This window comes from Paracoccus xiamenensis, from assembly GCF_011308835.1.
GTDB lineage: Bacteria > Pseudomonadota > Alphaproteobacteria > Rhodobacterales > Rhodobacteraceae > Paracoccus > Paracoccus xiamenensis.
In genome coordinates this window covers 253,814-277,847 of the sequence record NZ_JAAOHY010000003.1, presented here as the reverse complement: position 1 = coordinate 277,847, position 24,034 = coordinate 253,814, and the positions used below count along the sequence as shown (strand labels likewise).

Genomic DNA, 24,034 nt, shown 5'->3' with positions numbered 1-24,034 from the left:
CCGCCACCCTCAGCGATCCGCCCGCCGGGCATGAAAACCGACCTTGGCCCGGCCGATTCTTCGCTCGGCTATTCTGCTGCGCGTTTGGGCAGAACCCAGTTCGGGCGCGGGAAGTGGCAGGTATAGCCGTTGGGGGTCCGCTGCAGATAGTCCTGATGCTCTGGCTCTGCCTGCCAGAAGTCGCCGGCGGGCTTCACCTCGGTAACGACCTTGCCGGGCCACAGGCCCGAGGCATCGACATCGGCAATGGTATCCAGCGCGGTCTGATGCTGCGCTTCAGACGTGTAATAGATCCCCGAGCGGTAACTGGTGCCACGGTCATTGCCCTGACGGTCGGGCGTCGAGGGGTCGTGGATCTGAAAGAAGAACTCCAGCAGTTCGCGATAGCTGATCTTCGTCGGATCAAAGGTGATCTCGATCCCCTCGGCATGAGTGCCGTGGTTGCGATAGGTGGCATTGGCCACGTCGCCGCCGGTATAGCCCACGCGGGTCGCCTCAACCCCCGGAAGCTTGCGGATCAGATCCTGCATGCCCCAGAAGCAGCCACCGGCCAGTACAGCGCGTTCGGTCATCACTTCGCCTCCACCTGATCCAGATATTCGCCATAGCCCTCGGCTTCCATCTCGTCTTTCGGGACGAAGCGCAGGCTGGCCGAGTTGATGCAATAGCGCAGCCCGCCCATGTCGCGCGGGCCGTCCGGGAAGACATGGCCCAGATGGCTGTCACCATGGGCCGAGCGGACCTCGGTGCGGATCATGCCATGGGTGGTATCGCGCAACTCGTTGACGTTCGCGTCGACGATGGGTTTGGAAAAGGACGGCCAGCCGCAGCCCGAGTTGAACTTTGCGGATGAGGCGAAAAGCGGCTCGCCCGAGACGACATCGACATAGATGCCGGGTTCGAAATGTTCGTCATATTCGCCGGTAAAGGCGCGCTCGGTCCCGTTCTGCTGGGTGACGCGGAACTGTTCGGGCGTCAGGCGGGAAATGGCGTCGTCGGATTTCGTATAGGTCATCCTTGGTCCCCCTTATCTGTTCGGTGTCCGGCATGTATGCAGACTGCCCCGAATTTCCAATGGCCTTTGCGCCATCCTGTCCCCCGCTCTGGCAATCGCCACCCGATCCGCTAGAACCGTCCCGCGAAGGAGACGCCCATGACCGACCAGCCGACGCCGATGATGGCCCAATATCTCGCGATCCGCGAGGCCAATCCCGGTGCGCTGCTGTTCTATCGCATGGGCGATTTCTACGAGATGTTCTTTGACGATGCCGTCGCCGCGGCGGCCGCGCTGGATATCGCGCTGACCAAGCGCGGCACCCATCAGGGCCAGCCGATCCCGATGTGCGGCGTGCCCGTCCATGCCGCCGAATCCTATCTGCTGTCGCTGATCCGCAAGGGTTTTCGCGTGGCCATCGCCGAACAGATGGAAGACCCGGCCGAGGCGAAGAAGCGCGGTTCGAAATCCGTGGTTGCGCGCGACGTGGTGCGCCTGGTCACCCCCGGCACCCTGACCGAGGAATCGCTGCTGGAGGCGCGGCGGCACAACTTCCTGGCCGCCTATGCCTCGGTCCGCGACGAAGGGGCGCTGGCATGGGTCGATATTTCCACCGGCAGCCTGCGGGTGATGGCCTGCCCGGCCGTGCGGCTGGGCCCGGAACTGGCGCGGATCGCCCCGCGCGAATTGCTGGCCATCGAGGGCAGCGGGCTGGATGAACTGGCGGCGGAAAACGGCACGGCACTGACCGAATTGCCGCCCGGAAGCTTCGATTCCAGCGCCGCACTGCGCCGGTTGGCGGCGCTGTTCAAGGTGGAAACGCTGGACGGTTTCGGCAGTTTCAGCCGGGCGGAGATCGCCGCCATGGGGGCGATTGCCGATTATCTGGAACTGACCCAGAAGGCACAGCTGCCGCTGATCCGCCCGCCGCTGCGCGAAGCGATCGCCGGATCCATGCAGATCGACGCCGCCACCCGGCGCAATCTGGAACTGACGCAGGCACTTTCGGGCGGTCGCGATGGCTCTCTGCTGGCCACAATCGACCGAACCGCCACCGCCGGCGGCGCGCGGCTGCTGGAACGCCGGATCAGCGCGCCGTCGCGCGATCTGGCGGTGATCCATGACCGCCTTGATGCCGTCACCCATCTGGCCGAAGACAGCCGCCTGACCGCCGATCTGCGCGAGGCGCTGAGCGGCGTGCCCGACATGGACCGGGCACTTTCGCGTCTGGCGTTGGATCGGGGCGGCCCGCGTGATCTGGCGGCGATCCGGGCCGGGCTGACGCAGGCCATCCGCATCGCCTCGATGCTGGGTGATGACACGGTCACGGTGCTGGCGGATGCCGCCCGCGATCTGCTGGGCCATGACGCGCTGATCGACCTTCTGGACGATGCGCTGGTGGCCGAACCCCCGCTGTTGGCGCGTGACGGCGGTTTCGTGGCCTCGAATTATGACGAGGATCTGGACCGGACACGCCAGCTGCGCGACGAAGGCCGTGGCGTGATCGCGCAGATGCAGGGCGAATTCATCGAGGTCACCGGGGTCAGCAGCCTGAAGATCAAGCACAATAACGTGCTGGGCTATTTCATCGAAACCACGGCGACCCATGCTGAAAAGATGCTGGCCCCGCCGTTGAACGAGACCTTCATTCACCGCCAGACCACCGCCAACCAGATCCGTTTTACCACCGTCGAGCTGTCGGAACTGGAGACCCGTATCCTCAACGCCCGCGACCGCGCGCTGGAGATCGAGCGCGGCATTTTCGCCCGCCTGCGCGACGCGGTGCTGGCGGCGGCTGGTCCCATCGGGCAGGCGGCGCGGGCATTGGCAGAAATCGACCTGACCGCCGCCTTTGCCGATCTCGCCATGGGCGAGGGCTGGACGCGGCCGCAGGTCGATGACAGCCGCGCTTTTGAAATCGAGGCCGGGCGTCACCCCGTTGTCGAACGCGCGCTGCGGCGCAAGGCGGAAAGCTTCGTGGCCAATGACTGCGCGCTGACCGCGGACGCGACGCCGGCGATCTGGCTGCTGACCGGGCCGAACATGGCCGGTAAATCGACCTTCCTGCGCCAGAACGCGCTGATCGCAATCCTCGCGCAGGCGGGCAGCTTTGTGCCGGCCACGCGCGCCCATGTGGGACTGGTCAGCCAGTTGTTCAGCCGCGTCGGTGCCGCCGACGATCTGGCGCGGGGCCGGTCAACCTTCATGGTCGAGATGGTGGAAACCGCTGCGATCCTGAACCAGGCCGACGACCGCGCGCTGGTGATCCTGGATGAAATCGGCCGCGGCACCGCGACCTGGGACGGGCTGTCCATCGCCTGGGCGGTGATGGAACATCTGCAGGCCGTCAACCGCTGCCGGGCGCTGTTCGCCACACATTACCACGAACTGACGGCCCTTGCCGCGCGGCTGGACGGCGTCGAAAACGCCACCGTGTCCGTCCGCGAATGGGAGGGTGAGGTGATCTTCCTGCATGAGGTCATCAAGGGTGCCGCCGACCGTTCCTATGGCGTGCAGGTGGCGCGGCTGGCAGGTCTGCCCGAGGCTGTGGTGACGCGCGCGCGCGATATCCTCGCCAGTCTCGAATCGGGCGAACGCGAGGGTGCGGCCAAGCCCGCCGCGATCATCGACGACCTGCCGCTCTTCCGCGCCGCGCCGCCGCCCCCGGCGCCTGCGAAATCCCGCGACAGCGCCGTTGAGGCGCGGCTGAAGGACCTGCATCCCGACAGCCTTACCCCGCGCGAGGCGCTGGATCTGATCTATGAATTGAAGGGCTTGGCAGAGTAAACTGCCAGAGTTCCGCAGCCTGCGGCGTGGTCCTTGCGGTCAGGCCGTCAGCCGTGTGCCGTCATGGCCAAGAATGTCCACCTGCAACAGGCTGCCTTCGGGCATGTCACGGGCGAAAGTCACCTCGGTGAATTGCTCGGTCCGGCCAAGGCGCGGGCCTTCGGTCAGGACGCGATGGCTGCGGCCCTGCTGGGCGTTCAGATGCGTCAGCAAGGCGGCATCGCCAGCCGCACGCAACCGTGCGGCGCGGTCCTTGATGGCGGTGCCGTTCACCGCCGGCATACGGGCGGCGGGGGTGCCCTGACGCGCGGAATAGGGGAAGACGTGCAGGAAGGTCAGGCCGCAATCCTGAACCAGCTTCAGCGAGTTTTCAAACATCGCCTCGGTCTCGGTCGGGAAGCCCGCGATGATATCGGCGCCGAAGACGATTTCGGGGCGCAGGCGGCGGGCATCCTCGCAGAAGCGGATGGCGTCGTCGCGCAGGTGGCGGCGCTTCATGCGCTTCAGGATCATGTCGTCGCCGGCCTGCAGCGACAGGTGCAGATGCGGCATCAGGCGCGGCTCGCTCGCAATGGCGAGCATGAGGTTTTCATCCGCTTCGATTGAATCGATTGACGAAATCCGCAGTCGTGGCAGGTCGGGCACCAGCTTCAGGATCCGCATGACCAGATCGCCGAGGCGCGGCGTACCCGGCAGATCGGCCCCCCAGCTTGTCAGGTCGACGCCGGTCAGCACCACCTCGTTAAAGCCGCGATCCCGCAGCCGCTTGATCTGGTCGACGACGACGCCCGCCGGGACGGAGCGCGAATTGCCGCGACCGTAAGGGATGATGCAGAAGGTGCAGCGGTGATCGCAGCCGTTCTGGACCTGCACATAGGCGCGGTGGCGACCAAAGCCGTCGATCAGGTGGCCGGCGGTTTCCTTGACCGACATGATGTCATCCACCACGACCCGCTCGGTCTGGCCGATCAGGTCGGGCGTCAGGCCGGCCCATGTCTCGGGCTGCATCTTTTCGGTATTGCCGATGACGCGGGTGACCTCGGGCATGGCGGCGAAGGTTTCCGGTTCGGTTTGGGCGGCGCAGCCGGTGACGATGACCGGCGCGCCGGGGTTGTCGCGGGCCAGCCGGCGAATGTCCTGGCGGGCCTTGCGCACGGCCTCGGCCGTCACCGCGCAGGTGTTCACGATCACCGCGCCTTGCAGCCCGGCGGCCTCGGCCATTTCGCGCATCGCCTCGGATTCATAGGCATTCAGGCGGCAGCCATGGGTGGAAAAGACCGGCGCGCTCATTCCCGCCAAACCCCGTCGAAGGCGTGGGCGGTGGGGCCGGTCATCCAGACGCCATCGTCGCGCCAGTCGATCTGCAACTGCCCGCCCGGCACGTTCACCGTGACCTGCCGACCCGTCAGCCCGCGCCGCGCCGCAGCCACCGCCGCCGCGCAGGAACAGGAGCCAGAGGCCAGCGTCGCCCCGGTCCCGCGTTCCCAGATGCGTAGCTTGATTTCGGAAGGCGACAGCACCTGAACGACTTCGACATTGGTGCGCTGCGGATAAAGCGGATGGTGTTCATGTTCCGGGCCGAAATGATCCAGATCGACCGAATCGGCATCCTCGACAAAGAAGGTCATATGCGGATTGCCCATGCCGGTGGCGACCGGATCGCCCGCAATCGGCAGGTGCAGCAGATCGACATCCTGCGCCAGCGGGATCGCCTGCCAATCCAGCACCGGCGGGCCCATGTTCACGCGGGTCAGGCCATTGCCGGCATCTTCGGCCCGCAGGATCGCGTGGTCCGTCCGCAGGCCCAGCGACTGCTTGCCGCTGCCGTCCATCAGAAAGCGGGCAATGCAGCGTGTCGCGTTGCCACACGCGGCCGAGCGGCTGCCATCGGCATTGAAGAAGACCAGCCGGGCATCGGCCTGATCGTCATGGTCGATTGTGGCAAGCTGGTCGAAACCGACCCCAAAGTGACGGTCAGCGATGGCCGCAATGGTCGCAGCATCAGGCGCCTGCGTTCCGTGGCGCAGGTCGATGACGACGAAATCATTGCCGAGCCCGTGCATTTTCATGAAGGGCAGGCCGGGGGTGCGGGCGTGTTCCATGAGGTGCATATAGTGCCGCCGAAAAGTTTTCGCCAGCGGCACGTTTTGGACTTGACCCAAGCCGTGCCCGACCTTAGGCAAGCGCCCTGTGATGGGCCCATAGCTCAGTTGGTAGAGCAACTGACTTTTAATCAGTGGGTCACAGGTTCGAATCCTGTTGGGCTCACCATTATCTCAAAAAGGCAGTCGCAAGACTGCCTTTTTTGATTCGAAGCACAGAAGCAGGACTTGCTTCGCGCGGAAGTTTGCTTCATGGCCCCCGTGTTTTTGCTGATTTTAACGCAAAGAGTGCATGTTGGGCGCAGGGAGTTTCAGGGACAGGTTCCGTTGGAACGCTGTGCCGCAGATCAACAGATCCGTTGATCGTCTGTTTCTCCTCGGCACTCGACTGTCCGCGTGCGGTCAAGCAGGCCCCAGACAGCCGCCATCTTTCCATCACGTTTCTGCCAAAGCTGCCGCTAATACTGGTGCGCTTTCGCATCTGGCCGTCGATAATAACCAACAACTTCTGCCGTTGAAAAAAACGGCCGACAACCAGTTGAGAGAAAGGGGAAAAGTGGTGAGCCCAACAGGATTCGAACCTGTGACCCACTGATTAAAAGTCAGTTGCTCTACCAACTGAGCTATGGGCCCATCACAGGGCGCCTGCCTAAGGTCGGGCGCGGGCGGGGTCAAGCGCAAAAATCGTGGAAAGTGCCCTGAAAATACCTGAGCCGGCTGCGCGAGAGATGACTTCGACCCTCAAGGCCCGACCTGCGAAGCGCGCAATCTGAGAGGGATTGATGCGCCGCAAACTCGCCCCGGCCCGGGCGGCGGGTGTGCGGCGCCCTGGCCAGTGCGGTAATCACCGGCAGTTCGCGCCCGCCCTGCCCAGGGTCCAGGCGGTCATCTCGGTAATCAATTGCAGGGCGGCCGCGTCGAAGGCCGGGATCAGGTCGGCCGTTCTGGTGCTGGGCGATTCGGTGGTGACCTCGAAGCGGCTTCGACCCACGACCACGGCATCCATTTCCCGGATCAACTGGCTTTCGACGGTCATGCGGATCAGCGCGCCCTTTTCCAGAAGTTCGGCGTTGAAGGCGCTGATCTCGGTCAGCAGGGCAAAGTCGCCGGCAAGGCCCAGCGGTTCGCGCCCGACATGGCCGAAGGCATCGTGATTGTTCAGCGTCTCGACCAGCAGACGCTGAACCATGGCCGGGACCGGCTCACCCCAGATCGCATCGGGCAGGTACTGGGTTTCCAGAACCGAAGGCCGGATCATGATGCGTGGCGAATCCAGCGTCTCGCGCGCCTTGGGCAGCTCGACCACCAGTTCCGTTCCGCGGGCACCGCCGCATTGGCCGGCGCTGACCGGCGGAGCGCGCAATTCGAACACGTCGCGGTTCGGCTCTCCCTCCAGCGCGCGAAGTGCGCCGCAGGCGGGCAGCAGCAGGGTCAGTGACAGCAGAAGGGCGGGGCGAAGGATCGAACGGGTCATGGCAACACCTCAGCGGCGGAATTCGGGGGTCGGCTGACCCCGAAGGATCTGCGACGGATTGCGTTTCAGCGCCGTGACGAGCTGATCGATATTGGCGACCAGCCCGCGCAGCTCGTGGCCGAGGCGTGAAAATTGCGGCAGCCCCTCGCGCGTGAAAGTCTGGACCGGGCTGCGGGCGCCGTCCAGCATCGCCTGAAGCGAATCGAAGGCGCCAGCGGCGGAATCGGCTGCATCTCCAATATTGGCGGTGATGCGCGGCAGTTCCTCGGGCAGGTTCGCAAGGGCGGTGCTGATGCTGCCAAGCGTCGTCCGCAGTTCGGTGAAGACCGGGCCCAGATCCTCGATCACTTCATGGGCTGCATCCATGGTGCCGGTGGCGGAGGCGAGGGCGGTGTCGACATTGTCGAGGCTGGTCTGCGCGCGGGTGCCAAGCGCGGCCAGATCGGTTTTCAGCGTCGCGGCCGTCTGCTTCAGGTCCTGGGTCAGCGGGGTCAGGTCGCCGGTGACATAGCTGTCGACACTGGCCAGAGTGGTTTCGGCCTGGGTCGAGGCGCCGGCAAAACTGTTCAGCGCGCCCTCGGCGCTGCTGGTCAGCGTGTCCAGCTTGTCGCCAAAGCCGGCAATCGCATCGGCAGCGGTCGAGATATCGGCCATGGTCTTGTCGATATTTTCGGTCGAGCGTTCCAGATTGATCAGGATATTAGATATCCGCTCTTGATTTTCGGTGCCGAACAGCTGGGTCAGCTGCTGGGCGACGATGTTGGCGCGGCTCAGCAGCTCTGGCGCTTGTTCACCGATGGTCTGCAAGGCCGTGGGGCTGGATTGAATGACCGGGGTGTCTTCGGTCTCGATGGAACTCAACAGCAGGCTCGCGGGCATGCCGGGGGTGATGGTGACCTGCGACACGCCGGTGACCGCCGAGGTGTCGATCGAGGCGCGCGAATCGACGCGCACGGGGGTGTTTTCGTCCAGTTCAAGCGTCACGCGGACCGCGTCAGGGCGGTCAGGGGCCAGTTCTATCGCCGAGACAGTGCCGACATGCAGGCCCGCGAACAGAACCTGCGAGGAAACCGAAAGCCCGGCCACCTCGGGGAAATAGGCGTCATAATAGGCGAATTGCTGATTCAGCTGCAGCTTGGCGAACCACATCAGGAACCCCAGCAACCCCAGAAACCCGACAATGGTGAACGCGCCGATGAGGGCATAATTCGCCTTAGTTTCCATTTGCGTCTTCGCCTCCTGCGTCGGCCGTCATGGCTGCACGAGCGCGCGGACCATGGAAATATTCATGCACCCAGGGGTGATCTATCTTCAACATTTCGGCCATCGTTCCAGTGGCCAGCACGTGTTTTTCGGCCAAAGCCGCAATGCGGTCGCAGCAGGTATGCAACGTATCGAGGTCATGGGTGACCAGAAACACCGACAGATTCAGCGCGTCGCGCAGGGTCAGGATCAGCCGGTCAAAGGCATCCGCCCCGATCGGGTCCAGCCCGGCGGTGGGTTCGTCCAGAAACAGGATCTCGGGATCCAGCGCCAGCGCGCGGGCAAGTCCGGCTCGCTTGCGCATCCCGCCCGACAGGTCCGAGGGGAGTTTCTGATTGGCATTGACCGGCAGCCCGGCCATCGAGACCTTCAGCCCCGCCAGCCTTTCGCGATCATCGTCGCTGAGGTCGGGGACAGCGCGCAGCGGCACCTCGACATTCTCGCGCACGGTCAGCGCCGAAAACAGGGCGCCGTCCTGAAAATTCACCCCCCAGCGGCGTTCCACCGATTCACGCGCCGGCCCGGTCAGCTTGCGAATGTCCTGGCCGAAGACGCGAATCTCGCCCGCCTGCGGCGTGACAAGCCCGACGATGCTGCGCAACAGCACCGATTTGCCGGTGCCGGATCCGCCGACCACGCCCAGAATCTCGCCCCGGCGCAGGTCCAGATCCAGATCGTGATGGACCACGTGATCCCCAAACTGGTTGTGCAGCCCGCGAACCTCGATGACGTTTTCGACGCTCATAGCCCGACCACCGAGAAGAAGACCGAGAACAGCGCGTCGGCGATGATGACGGCGAAAATCGCGTTTACCACCGATTTTGAGGTCATCTGACCCAGCGATTCGGCGTCCTTGCCCACTCGCATGCCGCCATTCACGCCGATGATGCCGATGATGAGGGCGAAGAAAGGGGCCTTCGACAGCCCGACAATGACGTGAGAGACATGCGTATCGGTCAGCCGGGTCAGAAACATCGAGGGCGAGATGCCAAGCGTGATCCAGGACATAATCGCCCCGCCAAGCAGCCCCGCCACATCCGCGATCAGCCCCAGAATCGGCAGCATGATCACCAGCGCCAGCACACGGGGCAGGGTCAGGACCAGGTCGGGGTCCATGCCGAAGGTGCGCATCGCGTCGATTTCCTCGCGCATCTTCATCGACCCGATCGAGGCCGTCAGCGCCGAGGCCGTACGCCCGGCAACCACGATGGCGGTCAGCAAAATCCCCAGTTCTCGCAATACGGCAATGCCGATTAGGTCGACGACGAAGACCTCGGCCCCGAACTGGGACAATTGTGCCGCGCCTTGAAAGGCCAGCACAACCCCGATCAGGAAGGACATCACGAAGACAATGGGCACGGCACGCAGGCCGGATTCCTGACAGTGATAGACAAGCGACGTCAGCCGAAATTGCGATGGGTGACGGATCGCGCGCATGCCGGCAGCAAGGTAGCGGCCCAGATATTCGGCCAGCTCGCGGAAATATCCCAGTGCCTGTGTGGTGCGAATGCCGGTCCGGGTCAGGATCTGCTGCCACAGGGGCGCGGCCGGCGGTTCCGGGTCGGGTTCGGGGATAGAGGCGCTTACCGTCTCGATCAGCTGGGCGTGGTTCGGCCGCAGCCCTTCCAGCCGGGTGCCGGCGCGCTGTGCCTCTGCCAGGTACCAGGCGCCGGCTGTGTCCAGCTTGTCCACCCCCGCAACACTGATCCGGGGGGCGCCCTTTGGGGGCAGTTGCGGCAGCGTCCAGACCAGCAGCGACCCATCCAGTACCAGCAGATCGCCGTCGCGCCGTTGCGAGATTGTGGACCTTTCCGGATCGTCCTGGGCGAGCGTGTCGGTCAGATCAGTACCCTTTTCCTGCGGCCGTGCCAGCTTTCAACAGGACAAAACAGGCGTTGCCTCGACTGTCCGCCCCCTTGGTGTCGACCCGTAAAGGTCGGAAGCCCTTCATCTTCCAGCCAGATTGGTGTGCCACGCGGCCAGTGTAAAGACGCCTTGTCGGCGCTGGTTACTCGACCTCGAAGCTGAACAGGGCGACGCTGCGTTCCAATTCGTTCACGGCCAGATTGCGGTTGATGGGTGCCTGCGCGCGCGAGGCGCAATTCTGGCGTTCGCACAGGAAGCAGTTCAGCCCGATATCGGTCGGTTCGGTCCGCTCTGGGTCGAAGGCATCGGCATAGATCAACCGCGGCGCGAAGGCCACGTCACAGCCCAGCCCCACCGCAAGGCGCGGCGCAGGAGAGGAGAAGCTGCCCCCCGCCCGCGTCACCGTGCGCGCGACCGAATAATACCGTGCCCCTTCCGGCATGCGGATCAGCTGGGTCTGGATCTGGCCGGGTGTTTCGAAAGCACCATGGATGTTCCAAAGCGGGCAGGTGCCGCCAAAGCGTGAAAACGGGAAGCGCCCGGCACTAAAGCGCTTGGACACGTTGCCCGCCCGGTCGACGCGGACGAAGAAAAAGGGAATGCCGCGTGCCTCCTGCCGTTGCAGGGTGGTCATGCGATGGGCGGTCTGTTCGAAACTGGTGCCAAAGCGGTGGCTGATCAGCTCGATATCATAGCGTTCGGATTCGCAGGCCGCCAGGAAGGGCCGATAGGGCATCAGCAGCGCGGCGGCGAAATAGTTCGCCAGGCTTACGCGGGCCAGACTGCGCGCGGCATCGCCTTCAAAGTCGGCCTCGGCCAGCACCTCGTCAATCAGATCTTCATAATTCAGCCGCGCGATCAGCACCGCCATCTGGAAACGCCGGCTGGAGGCGTCCAGCAGTTCCGACAGCAGCAATTCCTTGCGATGCGGGTCATAGCGGCGCAGAGACCCGCCCATCACCGAGGCGGGTAGCCTGCGGATGCGGATGTTATGCGCCGCCAGCAGCCCGCTGAGCGCCACGTCCGAGGCATCGCGGTGGATCTTGTTCTCATCGGCCAAGCCCTCGGCCACGCGGTCGAGGGCGTCTATATAGTTGCGGCTGTCATAGAACCAGTCGCGCACCTGTTCGACCGGCCGGGCAATCTGGGCCAAAGCCTCGACCTTGTTACGGTCGGTCAGGGGGTTTTCCTCGATCTGGTGACGCATCAGCGCGTCCCCCAGTCGCCCCTGCAACCGCACCAGCGCCGCCGCGATCCGGGGCGAGGCCTGCAGCACGGCCTCCATCTCGGCGCGGTTGACGCCCTCGACCTCCAGCACGGGGTCTTTCAGGGCGGCCTCGAAATCGGCGGCCAGCTGGGCGTCGGTATCGGGGGCCAGTTCCGCCACGTTCAGGTCGTAGACCTGCGCCAGCCGCATCAGCAGCTTGGCCGAAGCAGGCCGCTGATCGGATTCGATCAATGTGATGTAACTGGCAGAGACGCCCAGCTGCGCGGCCATCTGGGCCTGTGTCAGCCCCAGCGTGGTGCGCAGGATCTTCAGTCGCTGCCCGATGATCAGCTTGTCGCCGCGTGCCGCCATGATGTCCTCGTTTCGTTACAAATCTTACATTACAAAAGTAACGACCCTGACAAAAGTGACAGAGTGACCCCTTTTATACACAAGCCTACTGCATATGCGAGATGACATTACTAAAGTGACATTATGCAGAAGCAGAATCGCTGCCTGCCATGAAGGTTGTAACGGAAGGCCATGCCCATGTCGCTCGATCAGCCCGTCACCTCGCATCAGTTGCCGCTGGTTCTGCGCGCTGTCCGCGATGGTAATCGTGTGCTGACGGCTGACGCACTAAGCTTTCTGGGTGAATTGCAGCGCCGTTTCGGGATGAAGCTGCATGCGCTGATGATCGCGCGCCAGCGTCGGCAGGAAAAGATCGACGCAGGCCGGATGCCCGAATATCTGGAAGACACCCGCCAGATCCGTCAGGGCATCTGGGAAGCCGCCCCGGTTCCCGAAGCACTGTGGGACCGCCGCGTCGAAATCACCGGCCCGGTCGACCGCAAGATGATGATCAATGCGCTGAATTCAGGCGCAAAAACCTTCATGGCGGATTTCGAGGACGCCACCGCCCCCAGCTTCCGCAACATCATTGCCGGGCACCTGAACGTCATCGACTATCGCGACGACGCGCTGGAATACGACGATCCCGAAAGCGGCAAGTCCTACCGCGTCGGCGCCAATCCCGCCGTCCTGATCCTGCGCCCGCGCGGGCTTCATATGGCCGAGGCCAATGTGCTGATCGGCGGTCAGCCGATGTCGGCGGCGCTGTTCGATTTCGGGCTGAGCATCTTTCACTGCGGGCGCGCCTTTGCCGCAACCGGTCGCGGGCCGTTCTATTACCTGCCCAAGCTGGAAAGCCACCGCGAGGCGGCCTTCTGGAACGAGGTCTTCACCTTCGCGCAGGAACGCGTCGGGCTTGCGCACGGCACCATCAAGGCCACCGTGCTGATCGAGACCCTGCCGGCCGCCTTCGAGATGGATGAGATCGTCTGGGAACTGCGCAACCATATCGCCGGGCTGAATTGCGGGCGCTGGGATTATATCTTCAGCTATATCAAAACGCTGCGCCAGCATTCTCAATACGTCCTGCCGGATCGGGCGCAGGTCACGATGGCGGATGCCTTCCTTGCGACCTATGCGGCGCGGCTGATCAAGGTCTGTCACCGCCGTGGCATTCATGCCATGGGCGGGATGGCGGCGCAGATCCCGGTCAAGGGCGACGATACCGCCAATGCCGAGGCCTTCGCCAAGGTCCGCGCCGACAAGCTGCGCGAGGTCGGCCTTGGTCATGATGGCACCTGGGTCGCCCATCCCGATCTGGTTCCCGTCGCGATGGAGGTGTTCGACGCCGAAATGCCCGGCCCGAACCAGATCCGCCTGCAACGCCAGACCTACCGGATCGAGCCGGCCAAGCTGCTGCAACCCCATCGCGGGCAGGTCACCGAAGCGGGGCTGCGGACCAATGTCTCGGTCGCGATCGAATATCTGGCCAACTGGTTGCAGGGCAGGGGCGCTGTCCCCATCCACAACCTGATGGAAGACGCGGCCACCGCCGAAATCAGCCGCGCGCAGATCTGGCAATGGATCCGCCACCGCACCGATATCCGCCTGCCCGACGGATCCAGCCGCCGCATGGATGCGGCCCTGCTGGGCGAAATGGTGCAGACCGAAATCGCCGCCATCCTCGACCGGCTTGGCCCGGCCGGGTTTCACCGCGGGCATTACGCCTCGGCCGCGCGCATCCTTCAGGATGCCGCCACCGCCGACGTTCTGCCCGATTTCATCACCACCCCCGCCTATGACGTGCTGAACGCGCTGGATTGAGGAGATCTGGCCCCGGCCCGGGCGGGCCGAACCCAACGAACCATTCTCTCGAAAGGAAAGATCATGGCAAACCGCAAAAGCTACGCCGAACTGCACGCCGAAGTTTCCAAGCGCTACCCCTCGGGTCAGACCCCCGGTGGCGTCAGCGTCGACGATATCGTGCAGCTGAAGCTTCAGAACAGCTATGACACCCATCTGGACATCGCCCGCGACATGGCAAAGGTCATGCGTGAGGATATGGCGGCCTATGATGCCGACCCGACGCTGTCGACCCAGTCGCTTGGCTGCTGGTCCGGCTTTCATGCCCAGCAGATGATCAAGTCGGTCAAGCGCCTGCGTGGCACCACCAAGCGCGCCTATGTCTACCTTTCGGGCTGGATGGTTGCCGGTCTGCGCAACACCTGGGGCCATCTGCCCGACCAGTCGATGCACGAAAAGACCGCCGTCGCCGACCTGATCCGCGAGATCTACGTCTCGCTGCGTCAGGCCGATGAAGTGGCGATGAACGACCTGTTCAAGGACCTGCACGCCGCCCGCAAGGCCGGTGATGCAGCGGCCGAGAAGAAGGCGATCGAGGCCATCGACAACTTCGAATCCCACGTTGTTCCGATCATCGCCGATATCGATGCGGGCTTCGGCAACGAACATGCCACCTACCTGCTGGCGAAGGAACTGATCCAAGCCGGCGCTTGCTGCCTGCAGATCGAAAACCAGGTTTCGGACGCCAAGCAATGCGGCCACCAGGACGGCAAGGTCACCGTGCCCCGCGAAGATTTCATCGAGAAGCTGCGCGCCTGCCGTCTGGCGCTGGAGGAACTGGGCGTTGATGAAGGCGTCATCGTTGCCCGCACCGACAGCCTTGGCGCCGGTCTGACCCAGAAGGTTCCGGTGTCTCAGGAACCCGGCGATCTGGCCTCGGAATACATCAAATGGCTGGATACCGACGCGATCACCGATGAAAACCCCGTCCGCGATGGCGAGCTGGCGATCATGCTGAACGGCGAATTCGTCAAGCCGAAGCGCCTGCCGAACGGTCTTTTCCCGTTCAAGAAAGGCTCGGGCCGGGCGCGCGTCGTGGAAGACTGCATTGCCAACCTGACACAGGGCGGCGCCGATATGCTGTGGATCGAAACCGACACCCCGAATGTCGCCGAAATCGCTGGCATGGTGAACGAAGTGCGTGAGGCGGTTCCGAACGCCAAGCTGGTCTATAACAACTCGCCTTCGTTCAACTGGACCCTGAACCTGCGCAAGCAGGTCCGTGATGAATGGATCGCCGAAGGCAAGATCGCGGCCGGCGATTACCCGGAGGGGAATGAGCTGATGAAGGCGGAATTCGACGCCTCGGAGCTGGGTCAGGAAGCCGATGCGCGCCTGCAGCGCTTCCAGCACGACATCTCGACGCAGGCCGGCGTGTTCCACAACCTGATCACGCTGCCGACCTTCCACCTGACCGCGAAATCGGTGGACGAGCTGTCGCGCGGTTACTTCGGCGACGACAAGATGCTGGCTTACGTCAAGACCGTTCAGCGCGAGGAAATCCGTCGCGGCATCAGTGCGGTCAAGCACCAGCACGAGGTCGGCTCGGATCTGGGCGACACGTTCAAGGAAATGGTCGGCGGCGAGCGCGCACTGAAAGCGGGCGGTCATGCCAACACCATGAACCAGTTCGCGGCAGAATAAGGCCCTGTAAACTCTTGGTTGGGGCGGCTAATGTGGCCCCAACCCCTAACTGGAGGAGCGAGACATGAACGCAGATACCGAATTTCAGCGCATCGACCTTCCCGAAGGCGACCGCGAAACCCGCGCCATTCACCGCGTGGCCGAGGCGGTGCACCGCCTGAATGACGCCGTGCAACGTGCCGTGCACGAAGGCGTCTCGGTCGAGGTGATCCGCGTCTCGCGCATCCATAACGGCGCGGGCGCCTGGGGCGACCAGGTCGTCCCCACCATTCGCGGCACCGGTGCCAAGGCCGAAGACGCCAAGGACTGACCGGGCGGGAATAAGCGAAAGGCGGGCCTCGGCCCGCCTTTTTTCGTTTGTGCCGAGGGCGGTGGTGGCTGGCCCCGCTGTCGGTGCCCGCAGGGGCGATTCGCCATTTGCAGGGAATGGCCGCGTCGGGCGGGCCGCTCACGAAAGCGTGATGTTTAAAATCTTCCCAATCGGGCGGACGGCAAGGCCGCAAACTGCCGTCTGAATGCCCGCCGCGGATGTCGGGCCTTTCTGTCGGTTATTCTTCGCGGCGCGGCATTCCGCAGTCTTTCCTGGCTATTCCTGCCGCCGCAGAAACTTGAGAGTTTTCCTTGCAAAACTGATGGATTTCCTTGGCCTTCTTTGCCTGACTTAATAGATCAAGTATTTGTTTTTATTGAATTAATTATTGAACCTTGGTGCGGTGCGTCCTAGATAGGTGACAAGGCAGCCAGCCAGAAAACGCCAGCCTAAACGCCAGCGAACCAGCCAGCCGCCATCTGAAGCCGCAACCGAAAGAAGGAAGCCAAAATGTCGAATTCGACCTGCGCATCTTGCGCATTTTTCGAGGATCACGTCGCCAACCTGTCGCATAAGCTGAGCGATGGCGGGCTGTGCCGTGCCAATCCGCCGGTCTCGCAGAAAGATGCGGACAGTCAGGGCCTGTGGCCGGTCGTCAAATCCGACGATTGGTGTGGTCATCACGCGAAAGCCGCCTGACGGCTTGATCGCCGGACCGACAGGGTTCGGACAAGGGGCGGCCTTCGGGTCGCCCTTTTCGTTTTGTCGCTTTCAGGCTAGAAAACACGCTTGATCCCGCGCCGTCGCAAGGTATCCGCCATGACCACCGATTTTGAACGCCCCGTCCTGACGCCCCCCGGCGGGCAGACAAAGGTGCTGCTGCATTCCTGCTGCGCCCCCTGTTCGGGCGAAGTGATGGAAGCGATGACGGCATCGGGCATCGACTATACGATCTTCTTCTATAACCCGAACATCCACCCCGAGAAGGAATACCTTCTGCGCAAGGATGAAAACATCCGCTTCGCCGAAACCCACAACGTCCCCTTCGTCGATGCCGATTACGACACTGAAAACTGGTATGCCCGTGCAAAGGGGATGGAGTGGGAGCCAGAGCGCGGCATCCGCTGCACCATGTGCTTCGACATGCGGTTCGAACGCACCGCGCTTTACGCGCATGAGCACGGCTTTCCGGTGATGACCTCCAGCCTTGGCATCTCGCGCTGGAAGGACATGAAGCAGATCAATGGCTGCGGAGAACGCGCGGTGCGGCCGTATGACGGGCTGGAATATTGGGATTACAACTGGCGCAAGGGTGGCGGGTCCAGCCGCATGATCGATATTTCCAAGCGCGAGGAATTCTACATGCAGGAATATTGCGGCTGCGTGTACTCGCTGCGCGACACCAACCGCCACCGGCGCGAGGTCGGACGCGGCCAGATCGAGATCGGCACCATGTTCTACGGCAAGGAATCCGAAGAATAGGGCGCAAAGGCGGCCCGGCCCGGCGCGGCTGAAATGGGCTGGCCGATCATCGGAAAGGCGCGCTGCGGGCAGGCGGGTCGTTCGCAAAGTTTGCAGCCGGGACCGATTGGCGTGGCCGTTTCCGGTCCCAGCAGGTCCAGCCCGCGCCCATAGACCAGCCGGTCGGCATGGGCGATGTCGCAGCCAAGCGCCACGGCGAAGTGCTTGACCGGCGTGCCAAAGCCGCCGCGCCCATGGCTGACTGTGCGCGCGATCCACAGGTAACGCCGCCCGTCCGGCATCTGCGCCACCTGCCGCAACACCTCGCCCGGATGGGAGAAGGCGTCATAGATCGTCCACAGCGGGCAGGATCCCCCGAAGCGCGAGAAATGGAAATCCGTCGCCGATTGCCGTTTCGAGATATTGCCCGCCCGGTCGACCCGGATGAAGAAGAACGGCACCCCCTCGGCGCCGGGGCGTTGCAAGGTGGACATGCGGTGGCAGGTGGTTTCGAAACCGACATCGAAGCGCTGTGACAGCAGGGCGATGTCGTAACGTTCGGCCTCGGCGGCGGTCAGGAATGTCTCGTATGGCAGGATCAGCGCGCCGGCATAGTAATTTGCCAGCCCGATCCGCAGCATCGGCTGATCCTCGGGCGCAAGCCCGGATTTCTGGCACAGCCGCTCGATGGTCTCGGCTTCTTCCAGCAGGCCAAGCTGAGTGCCCATCTGAAACGCCTGTTGCGCGTCCGACAGTTGGGTCGAGATCCGCAGCACCCGCGTCTCGGCATCGTAACGCCGCAGGACGCCCGGCTCGGTCGCGGGTTCGACCCGGATCTTGTAGCGGTCGGCCAGATAGGTTGTCAGCGCGTCCGCCCGCCCGATCACCGGCAGCAGATTGCCCAGCCGTTCGGCCGCGCGGTCCAGTTCGGCAATGTGGTTGCGGCGGGTATAGAAATAATCGCGAACGGCCTCGAAGGCGGTCGGCGCGGCGGGGCCGCCCGACGGATCGCTTGCCTGTTCGGCCAGCAGGTTCGCCCGCTCTGTCGCGTTGCGCAGACGGCGGCGCATGTCCAGAATCACCTTTGCCAGCGCGGGCGAATTGTCGGCCAGATCATGCAGTTCCGACAGGCTCAGCTGCGCGCCCTGATCGGCCAGTGCAGCCCGCAACCGCGAGGCCAGCCGCCCGTCGCCCGCATCGTGGAAGGGCTGCGCCTCGGCCCCGAAAAGCTCGTCCAGCTTGGCCAGCACGGCCAGCGTCAAAGGGCGCTGATTCCGTTCGATCTGGTTCAGGTAGCTGGGCGAGATTTCCAGCGCCCGCGCCAGCGCTGCCTGCGTCATTGCATGGGTTTCACGCAACCGCCGCAGCTGTCCACCAAGATAGGCATTCTTCATTCGCAATCCTTCGCAAAATTCGCAAAACCGCCGGCGCGCTTTCGCAACTTGATGCAAGTCTGTTGTTTACCAGAGGCGCTGCTGCGTGGAAACTGTCGGTGCAAATCTTGCGAAGGATCGCCATGCAAGCGCGAGAAACCGCCACCTTTGAACAGACCGAGCTGGTCCTGCCCGCACAGGCGAACCATTACGGTACGCTGTTCGCGGGGCAGGGGCTTTCGATGCTGGCGCAGGCAGCATTTACCGCCGCCAGCCGCCATGCGCGCAGTAATGTGGTGCTGGCGGCGGTGAAGGATCTGCGCTTCACCGCGCCGGTTCCGGTGGGCCATCTGTTCGTCATTGCCGCCCGCGTCACCGATGCGGGTCGCAGCTCGATGACGGTCGAGGTGCAGGCAAGCCGCGAAGATCCGCAGACCGGCGAACGCGCCCCGGTCGCGCAAGGACAGTTCCAGATGGTCGCCGTGAACGAACACGGCCGGCCGAAGAAGATTACCGCTCAGGAGATCAGCACATGAAGACGCATGAAGTTCGCACCTATAAATCGGCCGAGAATCTGGCCCGCGAAGACCAGCTGGCCTGGAAAATCGCCGAGGTTGCCGCCGATCCCGTCGCGGTCGATGCCGATGTCACCGACATGATCATCAACCGCATCATCGACAACGCCTCGGTCGCAGCCGCTTCCGTCGCGCGCCGCCCGGTCGCCTCGGCCCGCGCGCAGGCCATGGCCCATCCCTATCAGCCCGGCGCGACCGTCTTCGGCGTCGAAAGCGGCACCACCGTTTCGCCGGAATGGGCAGCCTATGCCAACGGCGTGGCGGTGCGAGAGCTGGACTTCCACGACACCTATCTGGCCGCCGATTACTCGCATCCCGGCGACAACATCCCGCCGATTCTGGCAGTCGCCCAGCATACCGGGAAATCCGGCGCCGATCTGATCCGCGGTCTGGCCACTGGTTACGAAATTCAGGTCGATCTGGTCACCGGCATCTGCCTGCACGAACACAAGATCGACCATATCGCCCATCTCGGGCCGTCAGCCGCCGCCGGCATCGGCACGCTGCTGGGGCTGGATACCGAAACCATCTATCAGGCCGTCCAGCAGGCGCTGCACATCACCACCACCACGCGCCAGTCGCGCAAGGGCGAGATCTCGTCCTGGAAGGCCTATGCCCCGGCCTTCGCCGGCAAGATGGCGATCGAGGCCGTGGACCGCGTGATGCGCGGCGAAGGCGCACCGTCGCCGGCATGGGAAGGCGAAGACGGCTTCATTGCCTACCTGCTGTCGGGTCCCGGCGCGAAATATAACGTGCCGCTGCCGGGCAAGGGCGAGGCCAAGCGTGCGATCCTTGACACCTATACCAAGGAACATTCGGCTGAATATCAGTCGCAGGCGCTGATCGACCTCGCCCGCCGCATGGGGCCGAAGATCGGCGACCTGTCGCAGATCGACAGCATCGTCATCCATACCAGCCATCACACCCATTACGTGATCGGCACCGGCGCCAACGACCCGCAGAAGATGGACCCGAAAGCCTCGCGCGAAACGCTTGACCATTCCATCATGTATATCTTCGCCGTCGCGCTGGAAGATGGCGGCTGGCATCACGAAAAATCCTATGCCCCGGAACGCGCGAACCGCCCGGAAACCGTGGCGCTGTGGCACAAGATCTCGACCACCGAGGACAAGGAATGGACGCGCCGCTATCACTCGCAGGATCCGAAGGAAAAGGCCTTCGGCGGTCGCGTGGTTGTCACGCTGAAGAACGGTCAGGTGATCGAGGATGAACTGGCCCTTGCCGACGCCCATCCCGACGGCGCCCGTCCCTTCGTGCGCGAAAACTACAAGAACAAGTTCCTGACCCTGTCGGATGGCATCATCGCGCCGGCCGAACAGACCCGCTTCCTGCAGGCGGCCGAAGCACTGGCCGATCTGAAGGCGGGCGATCTGGCGGCGCTGAACTTCGTCGTCGAAGCCGGCAAACTGGGCGGCGCGCGTCCGACGGGGATCTTCGACTTCAAAGCATAAGGGAGGCTCAGATGGCCAAGACAGCCAAGAAATCCGTGGCCCTGTCCGGGGTCGAGGCCGGCAATACCGCGCTGTGCACCGTGGGCGAAACCGGCAATGACCTGCATTACCGGGGTTATGACATCGTCGACATCGCCGAAGCCGCGACGTTCGAGGAAATCGCCCACCTGCTGGTCCATGGCAGCCTGCCGAACAAGGCCCAGCTGGCGGCATATGAAACCAAGCTCGCGCGTTTGCGCGGGCTTCCCACCCCGGTCATGGCGGCACTGGAACAGCTGCCGGCGGCGACTCATCCGATGGATGTGATGCGCACCGGCGTGTCGGTGCTGGGCTGCATCCTGCCCGAGGCGCATGACCACAACCCGGCCGGCGCGCGCGATATCGTCGACCGGCTGATGGCCTCGCTGGGGTCGATGCTGCTGTACTGGTATCACTACAGCCACAATGGCCGCCGTGTGGATGTCGAGGGCGACGAGACCTCGATCGCCGAACATTTCCTGCGGTTGCTGCATGGCAAGAAGCCCTCGGCCGATCATGTGCGGGCGATGCAGACCTCGCTGATCCTTTATGCGGAACACGAATTCAACGCCTCGACCTTCACGGCGCGGATGGTCGCGGGGACGGGTTCGGATATGTATTCGGCGATCACCGCCGGCATTGGCGCGCTGCGTGGTCCGAAGCACGGCGGTGCCAACGAAGTGGCTTATGAAATCCAGTCGCGCTACGCCGATCCGGATGAGGCCGCCGAAGATATCCGCGCCCGCGTGGCCGAAAAGCAAATCATCATCGGCTTCGGCCATCCGGTCTATACCATCGCCGATCCGCGCAACGTGGTCATCAAGCGGGTGGCGAAAGATCTGTCGAAGCTTGATGGCGACATGCGCCTGTTCGACATCGCCGAACGGATCGAGACGGTGATGGATCAGGAACGCAAGATGTTCCCCAATCTCGACTGGTTCAGCGCCGTGTCCTATCACCGCATGGGGGTTCCGACCGCCATGTTCACGCCGCTTTTCGTCATCTCGCGGACCTCGGGCTGGGGTGCGCATGTGATCGAGCAGCGCGAGGACGGCAAGATCATCCGCCCCTCGGCCCATTACACGGGCCCGGAGAACCGTAAATTCGTGCCGCTGTCCAAGCGCGGCTGAAAAGGAGCCATCATGGTTTATCTTGTTGGGGCCGAATATCCCGACCGCCCCGCGGGCGAGCGTTTCCAGGAACTTCTGGATGCGCCCGGCATCCTGCGCCTGCCCGGCGCGCATAACGGGCAGGCGGCGCTGCAGGCGAAAGCGGCCGGGTTCGATGCGCTTTATCTGTCGGGTGCGGCCATGACCGCGTCGATGGGGCTGCCGGATCTGGGCATCATCACCGTGGACGAAGTCGCCTTCTTCATTCGCCAGATCACCCGGGCCACCGGGCTGCCGCTGCTGGTTGATGGCGATACCGGTTATGGCGAGGCGCTGAATGTCATGCACATGGTCCGCACCTTTGAAGATGCGGGCGCCGGCGCGGTGCATCTGGAAGACCAGCTTTTGCCGAAGAAATGCGGCCATCTGAACGACAAGAAGCTGGCAACGGCGGCGGATATGGCGGCCAAGGTCGCGGCGGCCGCACAGGCGCGCCGGCATCTGCGCATCGTCGCCCGCACCGATGCGGCCGCCAGCGAAGGTCTGGAAGGCGCTATCGCCCGCGCGAAACTCTATGTCGAGGCCGGGGCGGATGCGATCTTCCCCGAGGCGCTGACCTCGGTCGAGATGTTCAAGGAAGTCCGCGCGGCGCTGCCGGGCGTCAAGCTGCTGGCCAACATGACCGAGTTCGGTCGCACGCCCGCGCTGACCGCGCAGGAGTTCGAGGATCTGGGTTACGACATGGTTATCTGGCCGGTGTCTTCGTTGCGGGTGGCGAACAAGGCGCAGGAAAAGCTGTATGCGACGCTGGCGCGCGACGGTGCCACCACCGCCATGCTGCCGGAAATGCAGACCCGATCCGAGCTGTATGGCACCATTGGCCTCGGCGATTTCGAGGCGCTCGACGCCTCAATCGCGGCCTCGGTGGCGCCGGACTGGAAGGTCTGACACGGCCCAAGGCTGGGCGTTTTCGGGGCATCGCGTGCAGGCGCGGTGCCCCTTTCTTATCTGCCTCATCGCGCATCGGAACGCTGACGCCCCTGTCCTGCGTGCATGCAAACGCCGCGCGGGGCTGTTTGGGTCATGCTGGCTGAATTCGTCTGGCACTCTTACGACCTGCTGGCAAAACCGGTCTGCGGTCACAGCAATTCCTCGGCCCCGGAGATTTCAAGATTGGCGGGTGCAATGCCGGCATCGGGCAGGTCGGCGGGATATTCCGTCAACGGCGCGGGCTTCGCGACCAATTCACCATCCGAGAGGTCAGCCGCAACCGGGTTGCGGCGCCGCCGACGGCGTTCGTCGGGTGAAGACGGGGCCGCCGCGCCCGGTCCGATCAGCGGCCCGCGCTGTGCGTCCAGCAGCCCGGTTCCGGATGACAGCAGCGCCATCCTTTCGCCCCCGATGACGGCCAGTGACCCCGGCATTCCGGTCCCGGGCGTCCCCATCGGCGCGCCCAGCAGCATCCGTTTGTCGACGATCCGCGCCCGGCTTGAGGGTTGCGGCAGTCGTGCCAGCGACTTCGGGTCGGCCGAAGCGAAGCGGTTATAGGTCTCTGCCATGTCGCGCATGCCTTCGAACCCGCCCATGCGCAGGCCGGCGCGCAATTCGTCGAACCGCGCCAGATAGCGTGTCGCATGGACCGGTGTGCGGGAATGAAACGTCCCCGCCGCCCGCCGCCAGTCGCCGGTTTCGGCATAAAGCTGGCTGACGAATTTCGCCGCGTATCGGGCATTGTTCAGCGGATCGAACATCTCGGCCACCGAAGCGAAATTCTCGCCATGCCAGCGGTAGTTCAGCTGGAAGCAGCCGATATCCAGGTTGGTACGTCCGGCGGCGACCTTGTCCTCGGCAAAGGCGAGGGCGGCATTGGGGTCTTCGAACCATGTGCCATCGCCTTCGGCATTCACGCTCCACGCCCAGGGGCGGACGACGCCGTCGCGTCTGCGCCCGGTTTCGGTCAGCGTCAGCGCGCCGAGGATGTCGGGTGGCACGCCTGCCTCGATTGCGGCGGTCTGGGACGCCCATTCGCACAAAGCCGCCGGCTCCTCTGTCGCGGCAAGGGCGCGCAGGGGGAACAGCAGGATCAGCAGGGCAAGCACGAATCGCATGCCCTCGAAGCTAGGGCCAAATGTTTAAGTCGAGGTTGACGGCGGAATGCAGGCTGG

At 63.8% G+C, this 24,034-nt stretch carries 21 protein-coding genes and 2 tRNA genes; 11 read left to right on the top strand and 12 right to left on the bottom strand.

The genetic code is table 11. The annotated features are described in order from the left end of the window. Positions 1-68: 68 nt before the first annotated feature. Both msrA and msrB read right to left on the bottom strand, forming a co-directional pair. Positions 69-572, bottom strand: a complete 504-nt coding sequence (gene msrA, locus G7044_RS09825; RefSeq protein ID WP_166328401.1) for a peptide-methionine (S)-S-oxide reductase MsrA — start codon at positions 570-572, stop codon at positions 69-71. Further along, positions 572-1,015: a peptide-methionine (R)-S-oxide reductase MsrB gene (gene msrB, locus G7044_RS09820; protein ID WP_166328399.1), complete on the bottom strand. Its 444-nt coding sequence runs from the start codon at positions 1,013-1,015 to the stop codon at positions 572-574. The genes msrA and msrB overlap by 1 nt, the downstream gene beginning before the upstream one ends. A 138-nt stretch (positions 1,016-1,153) precedes the next feature. Between msrB and mutS the strand changes: the two genes are divergently transcribed. Next, positions 1,154-3,781, top strand: a complete 2,628-nt coding sequence (gene mutS, locus G7044_RS09815) for a DNA mismatch repair protein MutS (RefSeq protein WP_166328397.1) — start codon at positions 1,154-1,156, stop codon at positions 3,779-3,781. Between the two features lie 39 nt (positions 3,782-3,820). Here mutS and mtaB read toward each other — a convergent pair whose 3' ends face one another. Both mtaB and dapF read right to left on the bottom strand, forming a co-directional pair. Beyond that, on the bottom strand, positions 3,821-5,071 hold the full coding sequence (gene mtaB, locus G7044_RS09810; RefSeq protein WP_166328395.1) for a tRNA (N(6)-L-threonylcarbamoyladenosine(37)-C(2))-methylthiotransferase MtaB: 1,251 nt from the start codon (positions 5,069-5,071) through the stop codon (positions 3,821-3,823). Continuing rightward, entirely contained in the window at positions 5,068-5,883 is an 816-nt protein-coding gene (gene dapF, locus G7044_RS09805; protein WP_166328393.1) for a diaminopimelate epimerase, read from the bottom strand. Before dapF ends, mtaB begins: the two co-directional genes overlap by 4 nt. 93 nt (positions 5,884-5,976) lie before the next feature. Here dapF and G7044_RS09800 point away from each other — a divergent pair. Beyond that, a tRNA-Lys gene (locus tag G7044_RS09800) sits at positions 5,977-6,052 on the top strand. Positions 6,053-6,440: 388 nt separating this feature from the next. On the opposite strand, the gene G7044_RS09795 is transcribed toward G7044_RS09800, so the two are convergent. The 6 genes from G7044_RS09795 to G7044_RS09770 form a co-directional block, all read right to left on the bottom strand. Continuing rightward, positions 6,441-6,516, bottom strand: a tRNA-Lys gene (locus tag G7044_RS09795). A gap of 211 nt (positions 6,517-6,727) precedes the next feature. Continuing rightward, positions 6,728-7,357 (bottom strand): ABC-type transport auxiliary lipoprotein family protein, encoded by a 630-nt coding sequence (locus G7044_RS09790; protein ID WP_207630248.1) that lies wholly within the window; start codon positions 7,355-7,357, stop codon positions 6,728-6,730. Between the two features lie 9 nt (positions 7,358-7,366). Then, positions 7,367-8,581, bottom strand: coding sequence for an MlaD family protein (locus G7044_RS09785; protein ID WP_166328391.1), 1,215 nt, complete (start codon positions 8,579-8,581; stop codon positions 7,367-7,369). Further along, positions 8,571-9,365, bottom strand: coding sequence for an ABC transporter ATP-binding protein (locus tag G7044_RS09780; RefSeq protein ID WP_166328389.1), 795 nt, complete (start codon positions 9,363-9,365; stop codon positions 8,571-8,573). Before G7044_RS09780 ends, G7044_RS09785 begins: the two co-directional genes overlap by 11 nt. Continuing rightward, the gene (locus G7044_RS09775) at positions 9,362-10,462 is read right to left on the bottom strand and encodes an MlaE family ABC transporter permease (protein ID WP_166328514.1); all 1,101 of its coding nucleotides are present in this window, start codon (positions 10,460-10,462) and stop codon (positions 9,362-9,364) included. Before G7044_RS09775 ends, G7044_RS09780 begins: the two co-directional genes overlap by 4 nt. A gap of 166 nt (positions 10,463-10,628) precedes the next feature. Continuing rightward, positions 10,629-12,065: a helix-turn-helix domain-containing protein gene (locus tag G7044_RS09770; RefSeq protein ID WP_166328387.1), complete on the bottom strand. Its 1,437-nt coding sequence runs from the start codon at positions 12,063-12,065 to the stop codon at positions 10,629-10,631. A 177-nt stretch (positions 12,066-12,242) separates the two neighbouring features. On the opposite strand from G7044_RS09770, the gene aceB reads away from it, so the two are divergent. The 5 genes from aceB to G7044_RS09745 all read left to right on the top strand — a co-directional run bounded on the left by aceB (position 12,243) and on the right by G7044_RS09745 (position 17,343). Continuing rightward, on the top strand, positions 12,243-13,868 hold the full coding sequence (gene aceB, locus G7044_RS09765; RefSeq protein ID WP_166328385.1) for a malate synthase A: 1,626 nt from the start codon (positions 12,243-12,245) through the stop codon (positions 13,866-13,868). Between the two features lie 63 nt (positions 13,869-13,931). Beyond that, complete coding sequence (locus G7044_RS09760; RefSeq protein WP_166328383.1) at positions 13,932-15,551, top strand: isocitrate lyase; 1,620 nt, start codon at positions 13,932-13,934, stop codon at positions 15,549-15,551. A 64-nt stretch (positions 15,552-15,615) separates the two neighbouring features. Continuing rightward, positions 15,616-15,861, top strand: coding sequence for a hypothetical protein (locus G7044_RS09755; protein WP_166328381.1), 246 nt, complete (start codon positions 15,616-15,618; stop codon positions 15,859-15,861). 510 nt (positions 15,862-16,371) lie between these two features. Beyond that, the gene (locus G7044_RS09750) at positions 16,372-16,560 is read left to right on the top strand and encodes a hypothetical protein (RefSeq protein WP_166328379.1); all 189 of its coding nucleotides are present in this window, start codon (positions 16,372-16,374) and stop codon (positions 16,558-16,560) included. A 120-nt stretch (positions 16,561-16,680) separates the two neighbouring features. Continuing rightward, positions 16,681-17,343 (top strand): epoxyqueuosine reductase QueH, encoded by a 663-nt coding sequence (locus G7044_RS09745; protein WP_166328377.1) that lies wholly within the window; start codon positions 16,681-16,683, stop codon positions 17,341-17,343. Here G7044_RS09745 and G7044_RS09740 read toward each other — a convergent pair. Further along, entirely contained in the window at positions 17,319-18,716 is a 1,398-nt protein-coding gene (locus G7044_RS09740; protein ID WP_166328375.1) for a short-chain fatty acyl-CoA regulator family protein, read from the bottom strand. The two genes, G7044_RS09745 and G7044_RS09740, sit on opposite strands and share 25 nt — an antisense overlap. A gap of 122 nt (positions 18,717-18,838) precedes the next feature. Between G7044_RS09740 and G7044_RS09735 the strand changes: the two genes are divergently transcribed. From G7044_RS09735 to prpB, 4 genes are read left to right on the top strand one after another with little or no spacing between them, the layout of a single operon-like run. Then, the gene (locus tag G7044_RS09735) at positions 18,839-19,231 is read left to right on the top strand and encodes an acyl-CoA thioesterase (protein WP_166328373.1); all 393 of its coding nucleotides are present in this window, start codon (positions 18,839-18,841) and stop codon (positions 19,229-19,231) included. Then, complete coding sequence (locus G7044_RS09730; RefSeq protein WP_166328371.1) at positions 19,228-20,742, top strand: MmgE/PrpD family protein; 1,515 nt, start codon at positions 19,228-19,230, stop codon at positions 20,740-20,742. The genes G7044_RS09735 and G7044_RS09730 overlap by 4 nt, the downstream gene beginning before the upstream one ends. A gap of 11 nt (positions 20,743-20,753) precedes the next feature. Next, positions 20,754-21,890 (top strand): bifunctional 2-methylcitrate synthase/citrate synthase, encoded by a 1,137-nt coding sequence (gene prpC / locus G7044_RS09725; protein ID WP_166328369.1) that lies wholly within the window; start codon positions 20,754-20,756, stop codon positions 21,888-21,890. A gap of 12 nt (positions 21,891-21,902) precedes the next feature. Beyond that, complete coding sequence (prpB, locus tag G7044_RS09720) at positions 21,903-22,817, top strand: methylisocitrate lyase (protein ID WP_166328367.1); 915 nt, start codon at positions 21,903-21,905, stop codon at positions 22,815-22,817. A gap of 191 nt (positions 22,818-23,008) precedes the next feature. Here the strand turns inward: prpB and G7044_RS09715 are convergent, their stop codons facing one another. Next, positions 23,009-23,977: a lysozyme family protein gene (locus G7044_RS09715; RefSeq protein WP_207630247.1), complete on the bottom strand. Its 969-nt coding sequence runs from the start codon at positions 23,975-23,977 to the stop codon at positions 23,009-23,011. Positions 23,978-24,034 lie beyond the last annotated feature (57 nt).

Bases quoted from the DNA above. Each gene is read 5' to 3' on its own strand.
- msrA (WP_166328401.1), bottom strand. From the start codon at position 572: ATGACCGAACGCGCTGTACTGGCCGGTGGCTGCTTCTGGGGCATGCAG.
- msrB (WP_166328399.1), bottom strand. From the start codon at position 1,015: ATGACCTATACGAAATCCGACGACGCCATTTCCCGCCTGACGCCCGAA.
- mutS (WP_166328397.1), top strand. From the start codon at position 1,154: ATGACCGACCAGCCGACGCCGATGATGGCCCAATATCTCGCGATCCGC.
- mtaB (WP_166328395.1), bottom strand. From the start codon at position 5,071: ATGAGCGCGCCGGTCTTTTCCACCCATGGCTGCCGCCTGAATGCCTAT.
- dapF (WP_166328393.1), bottom strand. From the start codon at position 5,883: ATGGAACACGCCCGCACCCCCGGCCTGCCCTTCATGAAAATGCACGGG.
- G7044_RS09790 (WP_207630248.1), bottom strand. From the start codon at position 7,357: ATGACCCGTTCGATCCTTCGCCCCGCCCTTCTGCTGTCACTGACCCTG.
- G7044_RS09785 (WP_166328391.1), bottom strand. From the start codon at position 8,581: ATGGAAACTAAGGCGAATTATGCCCTCATCGGCGCGTTCACCATTGTC.
- G7044_RS09780 (WP_166328389.1), bottom strand. From the start codon at position 9,365: ATGAGCGTCGAAAACGTCATCGAGGTTCGCGGGCTGCACAACCAGTTT.
- G7044_RS09770 (WP_166328387.1), bottom strand. From the start codon at position 12,065: ATGGCGGCACGCGGCGACAAGCTGATCATCGGGCAGCGACTGAAGATC.
- aceB (WP_166328385.1), top strand. From the start codon at position 12,243: ATGTCGCTCGATCAGCCCGTCACCTCGCATCAGTTGCCGCTGGTTCTG.
- G7044_RS09760 (WP_166328383.1), top strand. From the start codon at position 13,932: ATGGCAAACCGCAAAAGCTACGCCGAACTGCACGCCGAAGTTTCCAAG.
- G7044_RS09755 (WP_166328381.1), top strand. From the start codon at position 15,616: ATGAACGCAGATACCGAATTTCAGCGCATCGACCTTCCCGAAGGCGAC.
- G7044_RS09750 (WP_166328379.1), top strand. From the start codon at position 16,372: ATGTCGAATTCGACCTGCGCATCTTGCGCATTTTTCGAGGATCACGTC.
- G7044_RS09745 (WP_166328377.1), top strand. From the start codon at position 16,681: ATGACCACCGATTTTGAACGCCCCGTCCTGACGCCCCCCGGCGGGCAG.
- G7044_RS09740 (WP_166328375.1), bottom strand. From the start codon at position 18,716: ATGAAGAATGCCTATCTTGGTGGACAGCTGCGGCGGTTGCGTGAAACC.
- G7044_RS09735 (WP_166328373.1), top strand. From the start codon at position 18,839: ATGCAAGCGCGAGAAACCGCCACCTTTGAACAGACCGAGCTGGTCCTG.
- G7044_RS09730 (WP_166328371.1), top strand. From the start codon at position 19,228: ATGAAGACGCATGAAGTTCGCACCTATAAATCGGCCGAGAATCTGGCC.
- prpC (WP_166328369.1), top strand. From the start codon at position 20,754: ATGGCCAAGACAGCCAAGAAATCCGTGGCCCTGTCCGGGGTCGAGGCC.
- prpB (WP_166328367.1), top strand. From the start codon at position 21,903: ATGGTTTATCTTGTTGGGGCCGAATATCCCGACCGCCCCGCGGGCGAG.
- G7044_RS09715 (WP_207630247.1), bottom strand. From the start codon at position 23,977: ATGCGATTCGTGCTTGCCCTGCTGATCCTGCTGTTCCCCCTGCGCGCC.